A 17,987-nucleotide genomic window follows, 5' to 3' on the forward strand; every position below is an offset into this window, starting at 1 on the left:
GCGGCCTGCTCGTGCATCAACGCGTAGGCAGGGTTCTTGAAGGTGTAGTCCTTCATCGCCACCGAGGCGGCGCGGACCCGTTCGCGGTATTGGAATTCCAGCACGGCCGGCTGCCCGGTGCTGCCGCCGGCGGTGGCGTTGTAGGTGGCCTCGGGCAGGATGGGGGCGTCGCCGTGGTGATCCGACAGCACCAGCGGCTGGTTATCGGACTCGATGTCGAAACGGTAGTGCCAGCCCTCCTCGGCCGCGAGCCGCTGCAGGAAAGCCAGGTCGCTTTCCCGGTGCTGGACGCAGTACTCCCGTTCCTCGGGGGTGCGCTTGAGGTCGAAGACGGTGCCGGCGATGCCGCGCTCGTCCAGCAGGGTCTTGGCGATGGTGTCCGGGGTCTGGGTCTGGAAGATGCGGCTGTTACGCATCAGCCCCAGGCGCCACAGCGGTGGCTCGACGATCACGTCGTAGCGGGTGCGGCGGTGGCCGGTGTCGCCGCGGGCGAATTCGGAGACCACACCAACGAAGCGGCGCAGCAGCTGGCCGTCCTGCCAGATCGCCAGTTCGACCGGTTGTTCGAGCACGTCACCTGCGTCAATTCCGGGATCAAAACTGGCCAGTTCCAACTTGCCATGGAACAGCTGGGACAGGGCTTCGGTGAACTCAAAGCTGACCACCGCGAACAAGTCGGCGGGCAAGTTGCCGACACGAACAGTGAATTGCAGTCCGCTTGCCTGAGGCATGTCTTCAATCCTTGAAGAAAGTGTTCAGGATGGGGACAGAATTCAATTCTGTCCCCGGCTATAGATGTCAGTTACTGACGCCGGTGCCGCTACCGATCAGAGTGCCACCACAGGTCACCGCATCACCGGTCAAAGCCACAGGCTTGCCCTCGATCAGGACAGTGGGGTTGCCCGCCGCCACAAATCGGGGATGGGGCGGATGCTTGGGCTTGGAATGGATCGCCAGTGGATCGCCCAGACGGGCGATGGGCTTGCCATCCAGCAGCACGGTGGCGCTGCCGGCGATCACCGGGGTGGGCGGAAAGCCTTCGTGGTCGGTACCGATGTCGCCCAGCAGGACGAGATTCTTGGCCATGCTCTACCTCCTTGTCTCAGGCAAAGCCCCGGTCCGTCCTGGCCGGGGCGTTTTGAAGTCGACAGTCTAATACAGACTGCGGGGTATCCGGTACCCTGCAAGCAACTGCTGTGTGAACGGGTTGGTGTTACTGCCGGCGTGCAAGCGGTAACGCATCTCGCCGCCGTCGAGGCTGAACTTCACATCCACCGCGCTGGCACTCACCCCGGTGATGTCCGCCTGGTCCAGCAGCCGGAACAACGCCCAGGGCCCGGACGCCGAGAGGCTACGGGGCGAACGGTTGACCCGGGTGGGCACCAGGGTAATCCGGCTTTCAACGGTATCCCGCAGGGTGTTGGGCCAGACCAGCGGAATGCTCTGGCGGGGGCCGTGACTGAACTCCACCAGCTGGCCGTCCACGTTCACCACACTGCGGCGTTTGTTGGAGGACAGGTTCAGCGGTTCCAGGGAGAACTCCACGTCCAGGGTACCGCTGCGGGTAAAGAACGCCTGGCGAATCTGGTCTGCCTGCTCCAGGGCCGCCAGCACGTCCCGGCGCACCAACGTCGCCCGCTGGGACACCAGCACATGCTCGGGGTGGTCCTCCAGGAACAGCTTCAGGTTGTCCTGATAGAAGCGGTTCAGCAGCCCTTCCGGTGCGAAGAAACGTTCGAAATCCTGCAGGGCGGCGTCCCGGCCGGCGTCCGGATTGAACGGGTAGTGCCGCGCCAGGGTCTGCTGGAAGGGCTGGTACACGTCCCGGTACCACTGGCGTTCCAACTGGGCCACCGCCTGGTCCAGGATTACCCGCCAGCTTTCCGTGGCCAGTTTCTCCAACATCCGGTTCAGGGGCGCCGGTTGGTGATCCGCCAGCCGTTGCAGGGTGAAGATCGGGTCCGCACCCTGCAGGCCCATGCGGGCCCGGGCGGCAGACAGGGCTGCCTTGCCCCGGTCCGGCGCCTCCTGAATGCCCCGCATGTAGGTGTGCAGGTTGGCAACCACCTCCATGATCTGCTCGAGGCCGGTGGGCCGATCCCCCTCCTTCTCCAGCAGTTCGTTCAGGTCGGCAAACTGGCGTTCAATCTCCTGCGCCATGCGGTAATGGGAGGATCGGGCCAGGGCCTGTTGCGCCAGCTCCGTCCCTTCTTGTGGCTGAGGCAACAACACGGTGTTGTGCTGGACCCGGGCGAGTAACTGGGCCAGCGGTTCGTGGCCACTGGTGAGACTCTCCAGGATGCGAACCCCGTGGTTCAGGTCCCGGAACCGGTGGATATCGAGACGGCTCAGGGCCTGTCGCCAGGCGGCGGCGTACTCCTCCGCATAGCGGTCCTGCAACTGAGCCTGCAGGCGTTCTTCATCCGCGTCACTGAAATCCACATCGTCCCGACGCCCCAACACCCAGGCATCGATCAACGCCAGTTCGGTGACCGATTCGGACCGGCTCATGAAATAGCTCTCCAATCCCTCCCGGGTCAACATGCCGGGAATCACCAGTGGATCGGCCTCGCCCCGGACCTCCTCCGGCAACGGCTCACCGTGTCGGTCCAGCCGGGCGAATACCACGCCGAAGGCCGGCCCGGCCTCCCTTCCCAGGTCCAGCGGCGCGCGGAAGGTCTCCCCCGCAGCCTGCTGCAGGTCCTGGTAGACCCGATCCGAGGTGGCAATCCGGCCCAGCTCCTCCTGGGCCCACTGCACGCTGCTGCGGAAGGGAGTGAGGGTCAGGTCGGCGGTCCGGTCGCCGGCGTCGACCATGGCCGCCAGGTCGGTGTGGGCGAGGCCGTAGTCCAGGTGCCGCAGCAGACGCTCCTGCACGCTGCGCTGTCCCGGGAAATACCGCTGCCAGTAGGCGCTCATGTAATCGGTGACGATGTCGTCCCGCCGGCCACTGCCGTCGTAGAGCATGCGCAGTACCCGCAAGTGGCGCAGCCGTTCGGAGCTGTTGTCCGGGGCCCGGCTCATCTCCTCCATGACCCCCAGCATCAGGGCCGGCATGAACTGGTAAGCCAGCATGTCGAGATAGGAGGCTTCCACCTTCGGGCCCACCCGATGCCCCTGGTAGAGCCCCATATCGGTCACCAGGGACCAGCGGTTACGGTAGTCGCCGAACGCCAGGGTGGCGTCCCGCAGCTGGTCCAGTGGGTCCAGCAGGTTGCGGCCGGTGGTGTCCGGCTCGTAGCCAACCGGTCGCCAGTTGGCGATGAAGTGTTGTACGCCGGATTCCACCCGGTTGGCCGCCTCCGCGTTCTTGAGAAAGTAATGCTGCCAGCCGACCGTCGTGCCCAGGCCCGCCCCCAGGGCGACGATGGCCGCCACCGCCACCCGACGGCGACGGGACCGCACCACCCGGCGGTTGTCCCCCGCCAGGCCGGCCTCCGGGTACACCACCCGGGGGAACAGGTGCTCGCTGAAATAGCTCGCCGATTGCCCGGCTCGCTGTGCCGGCTGGGTGGGCGCGGCCAGGCCATAGCCGGAGGCGGCCGCGGTGACGAAGGCATCTTCCGGCACCCCTTCCTGGAACACAGAGGTGAAGAAGGTGCCCCGGACCAGCGCCGGCGTGGAGAACGCGTCCGCGCACAGCAGGTCGGTGAGGAACTGGGTCAGGCCTGGCCGCAGGCCCGCCATCTGGCGGTTGAAGGAATAGACCGCGGTCCGCTCCTCGGCATCCCGGGTCTGTGCCAGCGTGTGCGGCAGGCGTTGGTTGAGCCGTTCCAGCATGGCCCGGTACTGGTCTTCGAACTCGTCCAGCCACTCGTCCGGGTCCCGGGCGCCGTCCACCTGGAAGGTGAACCCGAACGGCTGCTGCCGCTCGGCCTTGCTCAGCCCGCGTAAAAAGGGCGCAAAGCCGTACAACAGGTCCATCTTGGTGAAGCTGACATACACAGGCAGCCGACAGCCCAACTGCTCCATCAACTCCCGCAGGCGGGTCCGCAGGGTGATGGCCTGGGCCCGCCGTTGATCGGCCGATGCAGTGCTGAACTGGGCCAGATCCACGGTCACCACGACCCCATTGAGGGGACGGCGGGAGCGGTTCTGTTCCAGCCAGCCGACGAAGTGCTGCCACAACCGCTGCTGCATCTCGGCACCGCCGGCCTGGTCGCCCTGGCTCAGCAGTTCGCCGTCCGGATCGATCAGCACGCCTTCGTCCCCGATCCACCATTCAAAGCCCAGGGGGTTGCGCTCGGTGCGCGCGTTGCGGGTGACGTTGCTGAGCGTGTAGCTCTGCCCGGACCGCTGGATCAGGCTGGACTTGCCGGCGTTCTCCAGGCCGATGACCAGGTACCAGGGCAGCCGGTAAAGACCATTGCGGCCTGGCAGGTTGTCCTTGAGGGCCTTGAGCTGACGGTCCAGCAGCCGCTGCTGGCGCCGTTCGTACACCAGCACCGGGTCTTCTTGCTGGCGCTGCTGGTCGGCCTTGTCCCGGTTGACCTGCCCCAGCCGCCGGGCCATCACCCAGCCCCAGACCATGACCACCAGCAGCACCACCGCCAGGGTGACCAGGGCCCGCATCTGCCAGGCGGCCAGCGGGTACTCGTGATTGATTTCCCAACGCGGCCCCAGCCACCAGGTGGCCACCAGAACCCCGATCACCGCCAGCATCAGGGTGACCGGTGCGGCGTTGCGCAGATAGGGCCAGGCCCAGCGACCAACGAATAAGGCTTTTCTCCACATGGTTTCCATTCCTGTTAATCCTGTCGTTGCATCCGTTGTCGTGCTCAGGCGAGCCGTTCCAGGCGGGCCATCAGGCCCGGTTCCCAGTGTTCCAGATTGAGCTCCCGGGTCTGCGCCCGCAGATCCTGCACCTGCTGGCCGGCCAGGGTGTGCAGGCCACTTTCCCGCAACAGTTCCGAGGCCATCAGCCGCCAGTAGAACCGCGCCCGGGGTTCCTTGGCCGCAGCGAGGCCTTCTTCCAGCTGCTGCATGGCCGGGCCCAGACCGTCCTTGGCCAGCCGCTCCCGGGCCTGCTCGTAGGTCTGCTGCCAGGATTCCGTGCCGCCGCCGCTGCCTTTGCCGGGTGCGGTCAGCAACCAGTCCGCCACCTCCTTGGGCAGGAACGGGGTACCGTCGTTGAAGGTCAGGGATTCCAATGCCGGCAGGCGCTCGAGGAAGTTGCGCAGGGCCAGCCGGATGGCGTCGCCGCAGTCGGGGTGCCCCAGGGCTTCGGCCACCTGGGCGCTGAGCCAGTGCCCCTCGAGCCAGAAGGGGCTCACCGACAGGCTCTGCTCGATGCGCTGCCACAACTCCCGGTCCGGGGCCTTGGCCAGGGCCTCGCGGTAGTCCGACACCCGGTCGGCACTGACCGCCGCCAGGTCGGTCCGCCCGTTGTCCCGGCTCGGCGGGGCAACGGAGATGCTGTGCCAGATGGCGTAGCGGCGCAGCTGATAGCCCAGGGGATCGGCGGGGGTCAATTCGGTCAGCAGCTCCGCCACCTTCAGCAAACTTTGGCGGGTGGCCCGCTCGTCCCCGGCATCCAGGGTCAGGTTGCCCAGCGAAGGCGCGCTTTTGGCCTCAGCGGGTTGGCGGGCCGAGGGGGCCGTTTCCACCGATGCGGTCGACTCCGACGACGGTGCCGGCTCGGGGACCTGGCTGGCGGCCGGCAGCCGTTCGATGTGGCCTTTCAGTTCGTAGAGCAGCTCGTCCGGCAGCTGCAGCTCCCCGGCCTGGGTCAGCAATCGGGCCAGGAGCTCCAGGCTGTAACTGCGCCCGTCGCCCACGCCGGCATCAAAGCTGAGTTGTTCCACCTCGCCCAGGGCCCGTTGCAGGATCTGGTTGAACAGCATCTTGCGGGCACGCTGGCCGCGATCTCCTGGGTAGGGCCACGCCTGCGTCCACCAGCTGCCCAGCACCCGGTGCAGCAGGTACAGGGACAACGCAAAGCGCTCACCGTTGCCACCCCGTTGCAGGCACAGCAGCAGGAACCCCAGTACTTTGAGGTCCTTGCTGCGGTCCGCCAGCAATTGCAGCGCCTCGCGCTCGATCCGGTCCCAATCGATGCCGGTGTGGGCCAGGGAACCCACCTTCATGATCTCGTCTTCCAGCCATTCCAGGCTGGGGTCCTCCTCCAGGGATTCCCCCACCCCTGTGTCACCGGGCAGGGGGTCAAGCACCTGATCGGCGTAGGGATGCTGTTCTACTGCTTGCATACCGTTTCCTTCCCAATGCTTACCGTTTACCAGCTACAGGCTTCCCGCAGCGGCCGGAGACCAGCCGCCAGCCCGTCCAGATCGAACATCAAGCCGTCAAGCTGAGCTTCGTTGGAGTGCAGCCGGGTCTGGGTTCGGCGGGCCAGGGCCTTCAGGGTACGAATGGCCGGTAGCCCCCGGCCCGCGCTGATCACGTAACCGGCGTCCCGCACCCGCCAGAGCTGGCTCCCCGAGCCGTCGTCGAAGGCCAGCGTCACCCGTTCCCGGGCCAGCGGCTGTGCCAGTATCAACGCCAGCTCGGTGATGTTGTTGTGGCACTGCACCGTCAGCAGCGGCCTGGGGGGCACCGACCCCAGCGCCGCCAGCGTCAGCAGGTGACCGGCGGTGGCACCGGTATCGCGATAGATGGCGGTGTCGTCCGGGGTCCGGGCCTGCTCCTGGGCGTAGGCCTCACGCCAACGCACCGGCTGCGGCAGCGCTTCGACGGGCCGCCGCGGCTGGGGGATTGGGGTCTCGAACACCGCATCGAAGCAGGCCAGACGGGCCAGCCGTCGAGGCTCCTCGGTGCAACTGCGGGCCGTCTGGAGGGCGTCGTCACCGGCCTGGGCAGCGGGGACCGCCATCATCCACACCAGCACTAGCAAGGGTCCAACGACAGATCGCTTGGGCATGGGCTTCAGGCCTCCGACACGTTGTATTTCTGGCACTTGTGGGCCAGGGTGCGTTTGGGCAGGCCCAGGCTGTCCGCCGCCTGGGCCCGGTTGCCGCCGAACGCCCGCAGGCGGTCGGCGATCACCGCCGCCTCGAACGCCTGGGCCGCCTCCCGCAGGTTGTCGATGTCCTGGATGGGCGGCACACCATCCGGCGTGACCGACGCTTCCGGGAGGTCGGCCGGTTCCCCGTCCAGCTCCGGCGCGCTCAGCAGGTCGAGCCAGAGTGCCTCCGGCTGGATGTCGTCTCCCGGTGGCGTCTGCAGGCAGGCGTACTCGATGACGTTGCGCAGCTCCCGCACATTGCCAGGAAAGCGGTAGCCCGCGAGCTGGCGTAGGGCCTGGCTGCTGATGCCCAGGGGGCCACGGCCCTCCCGCTGCTGGTACAACCGGATGAAGTGGCGACACAGGGGCTCCAGATCCGCCCCGCGTTCCCGCAGCGGGATGACCTTGAGCGGCACCTGGCTGAGTCGGTAGAACAGGTCGCGGCGGAACTGGCCATCGCGGATGCGGGCCTGCAGCGGCTGATGGGTGGCCGCCACCAGCCGGAAATCGGAGCTTTCTTCCCGCTGTGCGCCCAGCGGCCGGAACTGGCGGGTTTCCAGCACCCGCAGCAGCTTGGACTGCAGCGCCAGCGGCATGTCGCCGATCTCATCGAGGAACAGGGTGCCGCCATCGGCCTGGGCCAGTAGTCCCTGTTTGGCCCGGTCGGCACCGGAGAAGGCGCCCCTGGCGTGGCCGAACAGCTCACTTTCCAGCAGGGTGTCCGGAATGGCCGCACAATTGACCACCACGAAGGGCCCTTCGGTACGCTCGGAAAAATCGTGCAGGCCCCGGGCCACCAGGTCCTTGCCGCAGCCGGTTTCCCCCTGGACCAGCACCGACAGCTGGCTGCCGGCGGCGCGGATCACCTGTGCCCGCAGCTCCGCCATGGCCCGGGACGGGCCCACCAGGGTGCGGGCCAGCAGCTCGCTGCGGCTACGCACCGACTCGCTGTCGTGGAGCTGGTCCAGCGACCGCTTCAGATACCGCCGTTGCCAGGCCTGATCGCTCTGCGCCAGGGTCTGTTGCCACTGCAGACCCAGCAGACTCAGCAGGCCGCGGAACAGGGGACGGGCCACCAGGCCCTGCCACTGGGTGCGCTCGTCGCCACACAACAGGGCCACGCCCAACAGCCGCTGACCCTCTCCAAACACCGGTTGCAGCCAGATCGACGCCGGATTCGAGCTGGCCTCCAACAGGGCCTGGAAACCGGGATGATCCAGTCGATAGCAAGCATCCCGGGACAGCGCCCGCCCCTGTCCCTGCTGCAGGACATGGGCGAAGGGGTGGCTGAAGTCGCCGCAGTCGAAGCTCAGCTCGGCGGCGCCGAGACGGGTCAGGGTTCGGCCGCTGGGGTCCAGGGCGAACAGCCAGCAACGGTGAAGACCAAACGCCCGTTCGAATTGCTTCGCGGCCGTCGCCAGCAACGCCCCCAAGTCCGGCTGACGCACCAGGGCGATGGCCAGTTCGATGTCGGAATGCAGGTCCGTCTGCATCTGTCCCATGATGACGCTCCGTTAACTGACCTGCCCCGAAAACCGGCCGTCCGCCACGCCCAGTCGTACCTCGGTCACCGGCTCACGGCGGGCCAGTTTTTCCAGCAGGGCCAGCGACACCGGCGGCAACAGCTCGCCCTCAATAATGGACTCCAACATGCGGGCACCGTTCTCGCTGCGGGTGGCCCGGGTGCGGATCGCCTCCACCAGGCCGTCCTCCTGCACCACGTCGGCGTGGTAACGATTGCGGATCTGGTCCGCCAGGCGCGCCAGCTTGTCGGTCACGATCCGGTTCAGAGTGTCCTCACCCAGCGGCAGGTAGGGCACCACCTCCATCCGCGCCAGCAGGGCCGGCTTGAAGAAATCCGCCAGTTCCGGATAGAGGGCCTCCTCCAGGGTCTCCGGCGCGTCGGCCCGGTCCACGATGGTCTGGTAGCCCAGGTTCGAGGTGAGGAAGAACACCACGTTCTTACAGTCGATCAGCCGGCCTTCGCCATCCGCCAGCTCGCCCTTGTCGAAGGCTTGGTAGAACAGGTTGAGCACCTCCGGATGGGCCTTCTCCACCTCGTCCAGCAGCACCACCGAATAGGGTTTCTGGCGAATGGCCTCGGTCAGCAGGCCGCCTTCGCCGTAACCCACGTAACCCGGAGGCGAGCCAATCAGCCGCGAGACGGTGTGCTTCTCCTGGTACTCGGACATGTTGATGGTGGTGAGGAATTGACGCCCGCCGTAGAGCAGCTCCGCCAGTTGCACCACGGTCTCGGTCTTGCCCACGCCGCTGGGGCCCACCAGCAGGAAGGCGCCCAGCGGTCGTCCCGGGCGACGCAAGTCCGCCCGTGCCGTCAGAAGATGCTGGTGCAGGGCCCGGATCGCCGGGTCCTGGCCCCGGATGTGGGCCTGCAGGTAGTCCGGCAGATGGGTGATCTTCTCCAGTTCGTCGGCGCTCATGCGGTTGACCGGAATGCCGGTCCAGTCGGCAATCACTTCCGCCACCTGACGGGCATCCACCCGGGCATGCACCAGCGGTTCATCCCGTTGCAGCCCCGACAGCTCGTGCTCCAGGGCGGCGGCCTGTTGTTGCAGGGCATCAACCTCCACCGGCTCACCCTGATCCTCGTCGGCGCCGAGCAGTTGCTCTCGCACCGCCACCAGTTGGGACACCAGTTCCCGCTGGGTCTGCCATCGGGACTCCAGATCCACGGCTTCCGCCGTCAGGGCGGCGATGCGCGCGGCCAGGTCGTCCTGCCGTTCGGTGTCGTCCAGCTGACCAATGCGACGCTCGCGGGCCAGCAGATCCTCCTCCATACGCAGTTGGTGCAGCTCGCTGCGCAGGTGGCTGAGCCGCCGTGGCGGGGTACTGAGGTTGAGACTGACCCGGGCGCAGGCGGTGTCCAGCACGTCGATGGCCTTGTCCGGCAACTGGCGGCCAGCCAGGTAGCGGGCGGAAAGCTTCGCGGCGGCCTGCAGTGCCTCGTCGGCGATCAGTACCGAATGGGCGGACTCGTATACGCCACGCAGGCCCCGCAGGATATGCACCGCCTGGTCCGGAGTCGGTTCGTCCAGGGATACGGGCTGGAAGCGGCGGCTCAGGGCCGGGTCCTTCTCGAAGTATTTCTTGTACTCGCGCCAGGTGGTAGCGGCGATGGTGCGCAACTCGCCCCGGGCCAGGGCCGGCTTGAGCAGGTTGGCGGCATCGGAACCACCCTCGCTGTTGCCAGCGCCAATCAGGGTATGGGCTTCGTCGATAAACAGGATAATGGGGGTGGCCGAGCCTTTTACCGCCTCGATCACGCCCTTGAGTCGCTTCTCAAACTCCCCCTTGACCGAGGCGCCTGCCTGCAGGGCCCCCAGGTCCAGGGTCCAGAGCGCCACCTGACGCAACCGTTCCGGTACCTCGCCGGCCACGATGCGCTGTGCGAGGCCCTCCACCACCGCGCTCTTACCCACCCCGGCGTCCCCCACCACGATGGGGTTGTTCTTGCGGCGGCGGCACAGGATGTCGATCATCTGGTCGATCTCGCTGTCCCGGCAAATCACCGGGTCCAGTTGCCCCTCCCGGGCCCGGGCGGTGAAATCGGTGGCGTAGCGGGTCAACGCGTCCAGCTCCGCCGGCGCCGGCGCCTTGGCGTTGCCATCAGAATCGGCTATCGGTTGCTCGGCCGAACCCTCGGTCAGGCGGTCGAACTGCTTGCGCAGCGCCTCCCGGTTAATGTCTGACAGTCGCTGGCTGATCTGCGGCTGCAGGTAACGCTCAGCGTTCAATAGCAGCGCCAGTAGAACGGCGCCGGAGCGCAGCTCTCGGTGTCCCAGTTCGGTGGAAGCCAGCAGCCAGGCGTCCTGCAACAGCTCGATCAGCAACGGAGAAAACGACGGATAGGGCTCGGCGGATTGGGGCTCACCCTCCAGGCTGTCCCCCACCACCGGCTGCAGGACCAGGGCGTCCACATCGGTGCGGCTGAGAATCTGGCGGACATCCGAAAACGGCGTCTCCAGCAGCTTGAACAGCAGGTGCGCCGGGGTGATTTCCGCACCCTGGCGGCTGATGCACAGGGCCGCGGACGACTCCAGGGCCTGGCGGCAGATTTCGTTGAGGCGCCCGATGAGCGCCGGCAGTTCAACCCGAATCACGGTGATCTCCTTATTCTTGGTCCGCGAAATAACGCCCGGGCTCCACATGCAGGATGCTCCGGGGTACCTCGGCGACTCCTTGTTCCGCTATTGGTTATTTCAGTAATGGTTATTTCGGCAATTGTTCCAGCACGCCGAGCACGCTCCGGATGCGTTCGTCCAGCGCCATGTGGTACAGGGTGTAGACGCCGGCCATGGCGGCGACAAACAGGCCGCCGATACCCCACACCGGCAGCCCTGAGCGGAACCGGTTACGGGCCGGTGCCACATGTTCCAGGGGCTGGGTCAGTGGCACCTGGTTTCCTTCGTCGTCGGTCGCCAGTAACCGTTCCTGCAAGCCGCGGATGATCTGCTCGTACTCCTCACGGCCGTTGGTCATCACCTTGTAGCGTCCCTCGAATCCCAGGCACAGGCATAGATGGATGAACTCCAGCATGTCCCGGTACCGTTCCGGTTCCTGCTCCATGCGGGACAGGATGGCGAAGACCTTTTCGCCCCCCCAGGTCTCGTTGTGAAAACGCGACAACAGGGACTGCTGGGACCAGACGCTGTGGGCGCCCCAATCGGTGCCCAGGACCGCCTCGTCGATAAAGGCGCACAGCACGTAGCGGTAGGCCACCACGACCGGCCGCTCGTAGCCCTGCTCCACCAGTTCCCGGTCCAGTTCGGCGATCTCGTCCACCACCTGCTGGTACAGTGCGGGAACCTGCTGGAAGTCCGCCAGCCGGCGTACCCGGATGACCAGGCCCAGCAAGGCATTGGCGGCGTCGATCAGCCGGTTGGCGGCAACGCCGCGTAACTGGAAGCCCTGGTCGGGGGTGGACGCGGCGGGCTCCGAGCCCTGACGGTCGGTAAACAGCAGGTCGCTGAACGACTGGCTGTCGTTGCCACTCTGTTCCAACACCGGTGCATCGGCCATGGTTTAGCTCCTGATTGCCCAGAATTGCATTTCCATGCCGGGGAAGTCCCCCGCCACGTGGAAGGCAAAGCCACTGGCGTTCTCCAGCATCTGCCAGGCCTGGCTTTGGTCGTCCAGCCGGAAGTAGATGAAGCCGGCGTGATAGGGCAGCTGGCGCGGGGCCACCGGCAGGGGCGACAGCGGCACACCCGGCAACTGCAGACTGATCAGGTCGCGGATCTTCTCCACCGAGGCCACCTTGCATTGCTGGGTGAACTGCTTGCGCAGGTCGTCCAGGGGCATGTCCGCCTTCACCGACAGGATGAACTCGGCGTTCGCCATCAACTGACGGTCCTGGATCGGCGCCACCGTGAGGCCGTACTGGCGCTGCTGCAGCTGGATCGACAGGGCCCGCGGTTCCAGCACGGTGCTCAGGGCCTGACGCAGGAGCTGCATCAACGGGGCAAAGGACGCCTCCGGCAGGTCGTGGTCGTAGGGTGTGTACTCCTGGGGCAGCCGGCTCTCATCGGTAAAGGTCACCAGCTCGCCGCACAGCTCCAGCAGTGCCTCGTACAGCCTCTCCGGATGGAGCTGGCGGAGTCGGGCCAGGTGCATGAAGCGGGGATGGGCCCGGTTCAGCATCTGCAGCAGCATGAAATCCGCCACATCGGCGACACCGCCCTGCCCCGGCGCGCCGACCCGGTCGGCGATGTTGCGGGCCCGCTCGCGCATCAGCCCCGCCATTTCGCCCACAAACCGTTGCAGGCGGGGCGCCGCCCGCACGCTGAGCATGGTGGGCAGGAAGTTCGGGTCCATCACCAGGCTGCCGTCGGGGCGCTTCTCCAGGATCCGGCCAATGGCCAGGGAGGAATAGGCGCTACGGTCGTCCCGTTCCAGCATCAGCCGCGGCGCCACCTTGGCCACGTCGATGCTGTGGGCGTCGCCATCGATGGAGTGCAGGTCTCGGATCTCCGCACTCTGGGCCTGGAAGCGTCCGGCCACCCCGGCGTCCGGCCACTCCACCTCGGCCAGGCTGTCGCTGCCCAGGGGCAGCGCCAGGTACACCAGCTGGTTGGCCACCGAGGCCTCGTCAATCTCCAGGGGTTCGGGCATGACGTCGTCCTGGGGCAGGCTGAAGCGGGTGCCGTCCGGGAACAGGCCACTGGCCCGCACCAGGCCGATGCGCCCGAAGCTGAGGTACTCAGCGTTCAGTTCCAGGCCGCTGAAGCCGTACAGGTAGTCCGACAGCGCCAGCCCCCGCTCGTGGATCTGGTGCTCGAAATAGCGTTGCTGCTGCTGGAAGTGCTGGGGCTTGATGAACAGCCCGTCACTCCAGATCACCCGATTGTTCGTTGCCATCAGGATTCTTCCGATTCGCGCAGGTGAACTTCCCGGTCCCGCAGGTTGACCAGCAGGTGGTAACGCTGGCCCATGGGGTCAACCCGGACCACTTTCTTCCACTGGGACAGGTTGGGGTAGGCATAGAACGCAATGACGCCGATGAACCGGGTGTCCTCGTGGACCTCAAAGGGCTCGACAAACTTGAACTGGCCGGGCACCAGGGTGTAATCGCTGTGATCGATGTAGTTGCGGCCCAGGGAGTCCTCCAGTTCGGTGAGCAACTGGTCGAAATCCGCCGCCATGATGCGCGAGCTGTCACGCATCTCGATGATCTGGAAGGCGATCGGGGTCGGCGCCAGGGACTCGTTGGGGTTGACGCTGGGCTCGGCCAGCATGGTCAGGTCCACCCGGCTGGGCAGGTCTTCCGGGTAACCGACCGGAATGTCCGGGTCCCACAGCACCTTGGCGGTCTTGGTCACCGCGTTGTACGGGGTGCTGCACCCGGCCACCAGAACGATGGCCACCAGCAAACTCCATTTGCAGTACTTCACGTTAGGCTCTCCCTTTGCAATTGACGCAGGTGTTGGTCGTAGGCCTGTTCGAACACCTCCTGGAACAGGCGCTCAAAGCCTTGCTGACGACGGGAGCTCAGCTCCCGGTAATAGTGTTGGTACATCTGCCAGGCCCACGCGTCCTCGTTCTCGCCGCGCTGCAGCCCCCGGCGATAACCGTGGAACCGCCTGAGCAGTGCCGCCGGCGACAGCGCCTGGAGAATCGCCTCCAGCGCCTCGGCAGTGGCCGCCTGGGTGGCCTGCTGGTGCTGCCGCAGGCTGTCCAGGCTCTCCCGCACCGCGGCCGGCGCCGACAGGTGGACCGGGCTGCGCTGACTGGCGAACAGGGTCTGCACCGCATCGTCATAGGGCTGGCCCAGCCGCAATGGGTTGTCCTCGATGGGCTGCAGCCGGGTACGCAGGGCCCGGTGACGGCTGTCCTCGTGCTGATGCAGCGCCAGCAATCCCTCGACGGTGGCCTTCAGGGTCTGGCCCGCCTCTTCGAGGAACAGCCGCATGTCGTCGCTGTCGGCAAACTCCAGCTCGGTCTCCATGCCCCGCAATAGCGGAGCACCACTGATGTGGCGCCGGCTGCGCTGCTCCGGTGACGGCTCCCCGGCCGGCCTGTTGGGTGGTTGTTTCGACATCCTGTCCAAATCTCCTTGTTGCACCGGCAGACCCAGTGCGACGTCCCGGTTGTCCCGGCATTCATCGGTGACGGAGGCGGCCTCGCCCTGCCAATGGGTGGGGCTGGCCAGTATCCGGTCCTGCTCTTCCTCGCCGCTTTCGCTACCCGTGTCCCGGAAGCCCTCCAGCGGATCGTCGCTGACCGGCTCGGCCGGAGCGCTGCGCAGCTCGGCGAGGGGCTCCTTCGGGCCGTGGGCAGTGGTGTCGCCATCGCGCCCCCGCCACAGCTCCGCTTCGTCGCCGGCCACCAGGCTGTCGTCAGCGGGCGCACCGGTGTCGAGATCCAGCGTTCCCTCGCCCATCGCGCCGTTCAGCGCCGCCCGCAAGTGGTAGCGGCCGATGACGATCTCGTCGCCGTCTTTCAAACGGGCCCGCCGGCCCCGTCCCACCGGATGCTGGCCGCCGTTGACGTAGGTCCGGCCACAGCGATCGATCAGGCAGAAGGCGCCGTCGATCACCCGGACCTCGGCATGGCCGGCAACCACCCCGGTGCGATGGGACGACAGCTGCCAGCTGTCGTTCTGCGCCGAACCGATGGAACCGCCCTCCGCCCCAAACGCATGGGCCTTGCGAAATCCCCGGCCGAGACCGGCCGTATTGGTGATGGTGAGCTGCAGATCGGGAACCGGGTGTTTGTCCATAACGATGGTCCTTGGCCTCGGTGAACGTTAGCGACGTATCTGAATGCGGACGGCCGAGCGATCGCCACCAGCCTCGGGGTCCGGATCAACAAAGGAGTTCCAGCCCAGGCGCACATCCTGCCCTAGTTGCAGGGGCCGGACGTCCTGAGGCCGTATCCTCAGTTCCAGGTCGTAGGCGAGCTGGTCCCGGGTGGCGAACTCCACCAGTTTGACCAGCCGCCGGTGGTCCCGCCCGTTGGGCAGGAAGTCGGCGAACCGCTCCTTGCTCAGATCCCGCAGCCGCAGCACGAACTTGCCGCTGCGATCCCGGATCGAGCCGCCAATCAGGGTGCTCTCCCCCAGCACCGCATTGCTGCTCCCCAGGCGGGTTTGCTGGTCCCGGGGAATGTCGACCTTGCGCAACACCCACTGCTCGATTTCCACCCGCTCCAGGTCGAAACAGTGGGCGACGATGCCGCTGACTACGTCCGGCGACCGGCTGCGACCAGCCATCAATCCGGCGTAGGCAAGCATCTTCGACCAGTTGATCGGGGTCTCACCCCGCAACTGGCGGTCCCCCAACCCGACCAGGGCGAAGATCAGCTCGGAGAAGCCATCACTGGCACCGGGCTGGAAACGCACGTAATAGCGGTACTTGCGCCAGCTTCGGTGGAACAGGGTCAGCAGCCGGTGGTTGAAGAAATCGAGGAAATGCCGGCGGATACCGATCTGCTGGCCGTGTTCCCAGGCCAGATCCTCCAGGTAGTAACCCGGCAGGGGCGACTGGGAGCCGTGCAGGCCGAGAAAGCTCACTTCCATCTGGTAAGGCGCGTGGTCGTGCTCCGGCGACAGCGCGGAGACCACGTCACTGCCCGGGAACCCCAGCCCCGCCGAGGCGGAGAAGCGGATTCGCTCCTGGGTCGGCAGCTGGTCCAGTTCCCGTTCCAGGTCGTCACCGTGGTGACGATGGATCAGGTCCACCAGCTGAAAGAAACTGTAGCGGCGTGCATTCCCGAGAACGGGCTGCAGTTCCGCTACATCAGAGGCTGCTGCCCTTGCTGTAACGTCCATGTGTACCGTTCCTGGTTATCCGTGTTCACCACTTCCAACAGGTGAAACGCGTTGATGCTGGCGTAGAGCGAGAAGAACCGGCTCAACACCGTGCCAAACAGGTAAAGGTCCCCTTCCGAGGCAAAGGCCTGCTGATCGAGCCGCAATACCGACTGCAGGCCCCGGACCGGCAGCCCTTTCACCATCCGGTCCACGGGCCGGGTCTCGATGCCCTGGATTCCCGCCAGCCGCTGCTGGGACACCCGCTCTGCCTGCCGGTCCACCAGCGCCCGGAAGTCGTATACCCGCAGCACCGTGCGCAAGGCATCCTCCTCCAGCAGCGACAGGTAGTTGAGCGACAGGTTGGAGATCAGGGTCCACAGCAGGCTGCCATCCAGCGTCGGCCGGAGGGTGGCGGTGGGCCGGGTGATGTTGTGGAAGGTGGCAAAGGCCGGGGTGGATTCGGTGGCCATGCACACTTCGCCCACCGCCAGCTGGTCCGGCAACTGGCGATTGGTGCAGGTCAGGGTCAGCGACACCGCCTCGTGACGGTTCAGGCAGTCGCTCTCATCACCGCGAACGAAGGCAATGTAGTGGTCGAAGCCATCCCCCCGCACACTCTCGCGGATCCGGGTCCGGTAATACAGGGCGGTGCGTCCCCGGTCCCGTTCCACCTCATGCTGGAACGACTCGAACGCGGTATACAGGCGCGGTGCGCCCCGGCCGGAGCGACCCTCCAGCCAGCCCTCCACCTTGTCGACACTGAAGACCTCGAAATGATCCGGCGCCCGGCTGGACGGCGAAATCCGATACTCGGTCTGGCGGCCGTTGAGGTCCACCGGATCGGCCTCATGGCTGAACAGGTTGACCGCCGGTGTGCAATACAACTGGAAATGCTCCGCCCGTATCTTGGCCTCCGGGGGCAGGATACGGTTGAAGCGAAACCGCAGCCGCGCCTCATCCGCCTGCACCGCCGGCAACCGCCCGGCCAGGCCACACACATCCACGAAACGGAACGCTTCCGGGAAGCTCAGGTATTCCTGCAGGATGCGGTAGCCGGGATAGGCGTTCTTGGGATAGGGCAGCATCGCCTCGTCGCCGGCAAACCCCACCGGCCGCAGGTGACGGGCGGGCATCGACACCACCCGGTCACCGAGCTCCAACTCGATGGCCTCCAGGTAATGGTTCAGCCACAGGTACAGGGTCTCGCCGGTGTGACTGTCCCCGCCCAGGTAGAACCGCAGTCGCTCAAGGCCGAGGGCAGACAGGGGCTGGTCGGTGTGCAGGGCCAGGTCGACGGTGACCACCGACACCTCACGGGAATGCTCGGCACTGGCATCCGCCACACTGAGCGGGTAGACCGCCACCTCCCGACAGGTGCGGAAACGGCACTGGGTCTGGCGGCTGGCGTCGCCGACCGGGCGGCTCTTGATCTCGGTGTGCCGGGGCACCCGCTGGCCTTCGCTGATCGCGTGCAACTGCGGGTCGAACCGCATGATGGTGCAGCTCGGCACTGGCCGCAGGTAATTCGGCCACAGCATGTTGAGCAGCGAGTGGGTCAGCTCGGGGAACTCGTCCTCAACCTTCTCCCGCAGCTTGCCGGTGAGGAACGCGAAGCCCTCCAGCAATCGCTCCACGTCCGGATCGGTGCTCTGCTCCGACAGGAAGCGGGTGAGCTGGGGATGGGCCTCAGCAAACTCCCGCCCCTGCAGCCGCAGGAAACTCAGTTCGTCCCGATAGAATCTGTTTAACTTCACG

The 17,987-nt window shown here is 66.3% G+C and carries 13 protein-coding genes; all 13 read right to left on the bottom strand.

What is annotated here, in order from left to right:
- On the bottom strand, positions 1-731 hold a 731-nt coding region (gene tssI / locus R3175_RS12500; protein WP_318944623.1), incomplete at its 3' end, for a type VI secretion system tip protein TssI/VgrG.
- Between the two features lie 67 nt (positions 732-798).
- Positions 799-1,086 (bottom strand): type VI secretion system PAAR protein, encoded by a 288-nt coding sequence (locus R3175_RS12505; RefSeq protein ID WP_318944624.1) that lies wholly within the window; start codon positions 1,084-1,086, stop codon positions 799-801.
- A 66-nt stretch (positions 1,087-1,152) separates the two neighbouring features.
- Positions 1,153-4,734, bottom strand: a complete 3,582-nt coding sequence (gene tssM, locus R3175_RS12510) for a type VI secretion system membrane subunit TssM (protein ID WP_413231772.1) — start codon at positions 4,732-4,734, stop codon at positions 1,153-1,155.
- A 44-nt stretch (positions 4,735-4,778) separates the two neighbouring features.
- The gene (tssA, locus tag R3175_RS12515; RefSeq protein WP_318944626.1) at positions 4,779-6,206 is read right to left on the bottom strand and encodes a type VI secretion system protein TssA; all 1,428 of its coding nucleotides are present in this window, start codon (positions 6,204-6,206) and stop codon (positions 4,779-4,781) included.
- A 26-nt stretch (positions 6,207-6,232) separates the two neighbouring features.
- Complete coding sequence (vasI, locus tag R3175_RS12520) at positions 6,233-6,877, bottom strand: type VI secretion system-associated protein VasI (RefSeq protein ID WP_318944627.1); 645 nt, start codon at positions 6,875-6,877, stop codon at positions 6,233-6,235.
- A gap of 5 nt (positions 6,878-6,882) precedes the next feature.
- A complete protein-coding gene (locus tag R3175_RS12525) occupies positions 6,883-8,454 on the bottom strand; it encodes a sigma-54 interaction domain-containing protein (protein ID WP_318944733.1) in 1,572 nt (523 codons plus the stop codon).
- A gap of 21 nt (positions 8,455-8,475) precedes the next feature.
- The gene (gene tssH / locus R3175_RS12530; RefSeq protein WP_318944629.1) at positions 8,476-11,082 is read right to left on the bottom strand and encodes a type VI secretion system ATPase TssH; all 2,607 of its coding nucleotides are present in this window, start codon (positions 11,080-11,082) and stop codon (positions 8,476-8,478) included.
- 109 nt (positions 11,083-11,191) lie between these two features.
- Positions 11,192-12,001, bottom strand: a complete 810-nt coding sequence (icmH, locus tag R3175_RS12535; protein WP_318944631.1) for a type IVB secretion system protein IcmH/DotU — start codon at positions 11,999-12,001, stop codon at positions 11,192-11,194.
- Positions 12,002-12,004: 3 nt separating this feature from the next.
- A complete protein-coding gene (tssK, locus tag R3175_RS12540; protein WP_318944633.1) occupies positions 12,005-13,339 on the bottom strand; it encodes a type VI secretion system baseplate subunit TssK in 1,335 nt (444 codons plus the stop codon).
- Positions 13,339-13,872 carry a type VI secretion system lipoprotein TssJ gene (gene tssJ, locus R3175_RS12545; protein ID WP_318944635.1) on the bottom strand — a complete coding sequence of 178 codons (534 nt, stop codon included), beginning with the start codon at positions 13,870-13,872 and terminating at the stop codon, positions 13,339-13,341. The genes tssK and tssJ overlap by 1 nt, the downstream gene beginning before the upstream one ends.
- Positions 13,869-15,200: a type VI secretion system-associated FHA domain protein TagH gene (gene tagH, locus R3175_RS12550; RefSeq protein ID WP_318944636.1), complete on the bottom strand. Its 1,332-nt coding sequence runs from the start codon at positions 15,198-15,200 to the stop codon at positions 13,869-13,871. The genes tssJ and tagH overlap by 4 nt, the downstream gene beginning before the upstream one ends.
- Before the next feature lie 27 nt (positions 15,201-15,227).
- The gene (tssG, locus tag R3175_RS12555) at positions 15,228-16,250 is read right to left on the bottom strand and encodes a type VI secretion system baseplate subunit TssG (RefSeq protein WP_318944637.1); all 1,023 of its coding nucleotides are present in this window, start codon (positions 16,248-16,250) and stop codon (positions 15,228-15,230) included.
- Positions 16,214-17,986, bottom strand: coding sequence for a type VI secretion system baseplate subunit TssF (gene tssF / locus R3175_RS12560; protein ID WP_318944638.1), 1,773 nt, complete (start codon positions 17,984-17,986; stop codon positions 16,214-16,216). The genes tssG and tssF overlap by 37 nt, the downstream gene beginning before the upstream one ends.
- Between the last annotated feature and the right edge of the window lies 1 nt (position 17,987).

Source organism: Marinobacter sp. (assembly GCF_033722735.1).
Taxonomy (GTDB): domain Bacteria; phylum Pseudomonadota; class Gammaproteobacteria; order Pseudomonadales; family Oleiphilaceae; genus Marinobacter.

Bases quoted from the DNA above. Each gene is read 5' to 3' on its own strand.
- R3175_RS12505 (WP_318944624.1), bottom strand. From the start codon at position 1,086: ATGGCCAAGAATCTCGTCCTGCTGGGCGACATCGGTACCGACCACGAA.
- tssM (WP_413231772.1), bottom strand. From the start codon at position 4,734: ATGTGGAGAAAAGCCTTATTCGTTGGTCGCTGGGCCTGGCCCTATCTG.
- tssA (WP_318944626.1), bottom strand. From the start codon at position 6,206: ATGCAAGCAGTAGAACAGCATCCCTACGCCGATCAGGTGCTTGACCCC.
- vasI (WP_318944627.1), bottom strand. From the start codon at position 6,877: ATGCCCAAGCGATCTGTCGTTGGACCCTTGCTAGTGCTGGTGTGGATG.
- R3175_RS12525 (WP_318944733.1), bottom strand. From the start codon at position 8,454: ATGCAGACGGACCTGCATTCCGACATCGAACTGGCCATCGCCCTGGTG.
- icmH (WP_318944631.1), bottom strand. From the start codon at position 12,001: ATGGCCGATGCACCGGTGTTGGAACAGAGTGGCAACGACAGCCAGTCG.
- tssK (WP_318944633.1), bottom strand. From the start codon at position 13,339: ATGGCAACGAACAATCGGGTGATCTGGAGTGACGGGCTGTTCATCAAG.
- tagH (WP_318944636.1), bottom strand. From the start codon at position 15,200: ATGGACAAACACCCGGTTCCCGATCTGCAGCTCACCATCACCAATACG.
- tssG (WP_318944637.1), bottom strand. From the start codon at position 16,250: ATGGACGTTACAGCAAGGGCAGCAGCCTCTGATGTAGCGGAACTGCAG.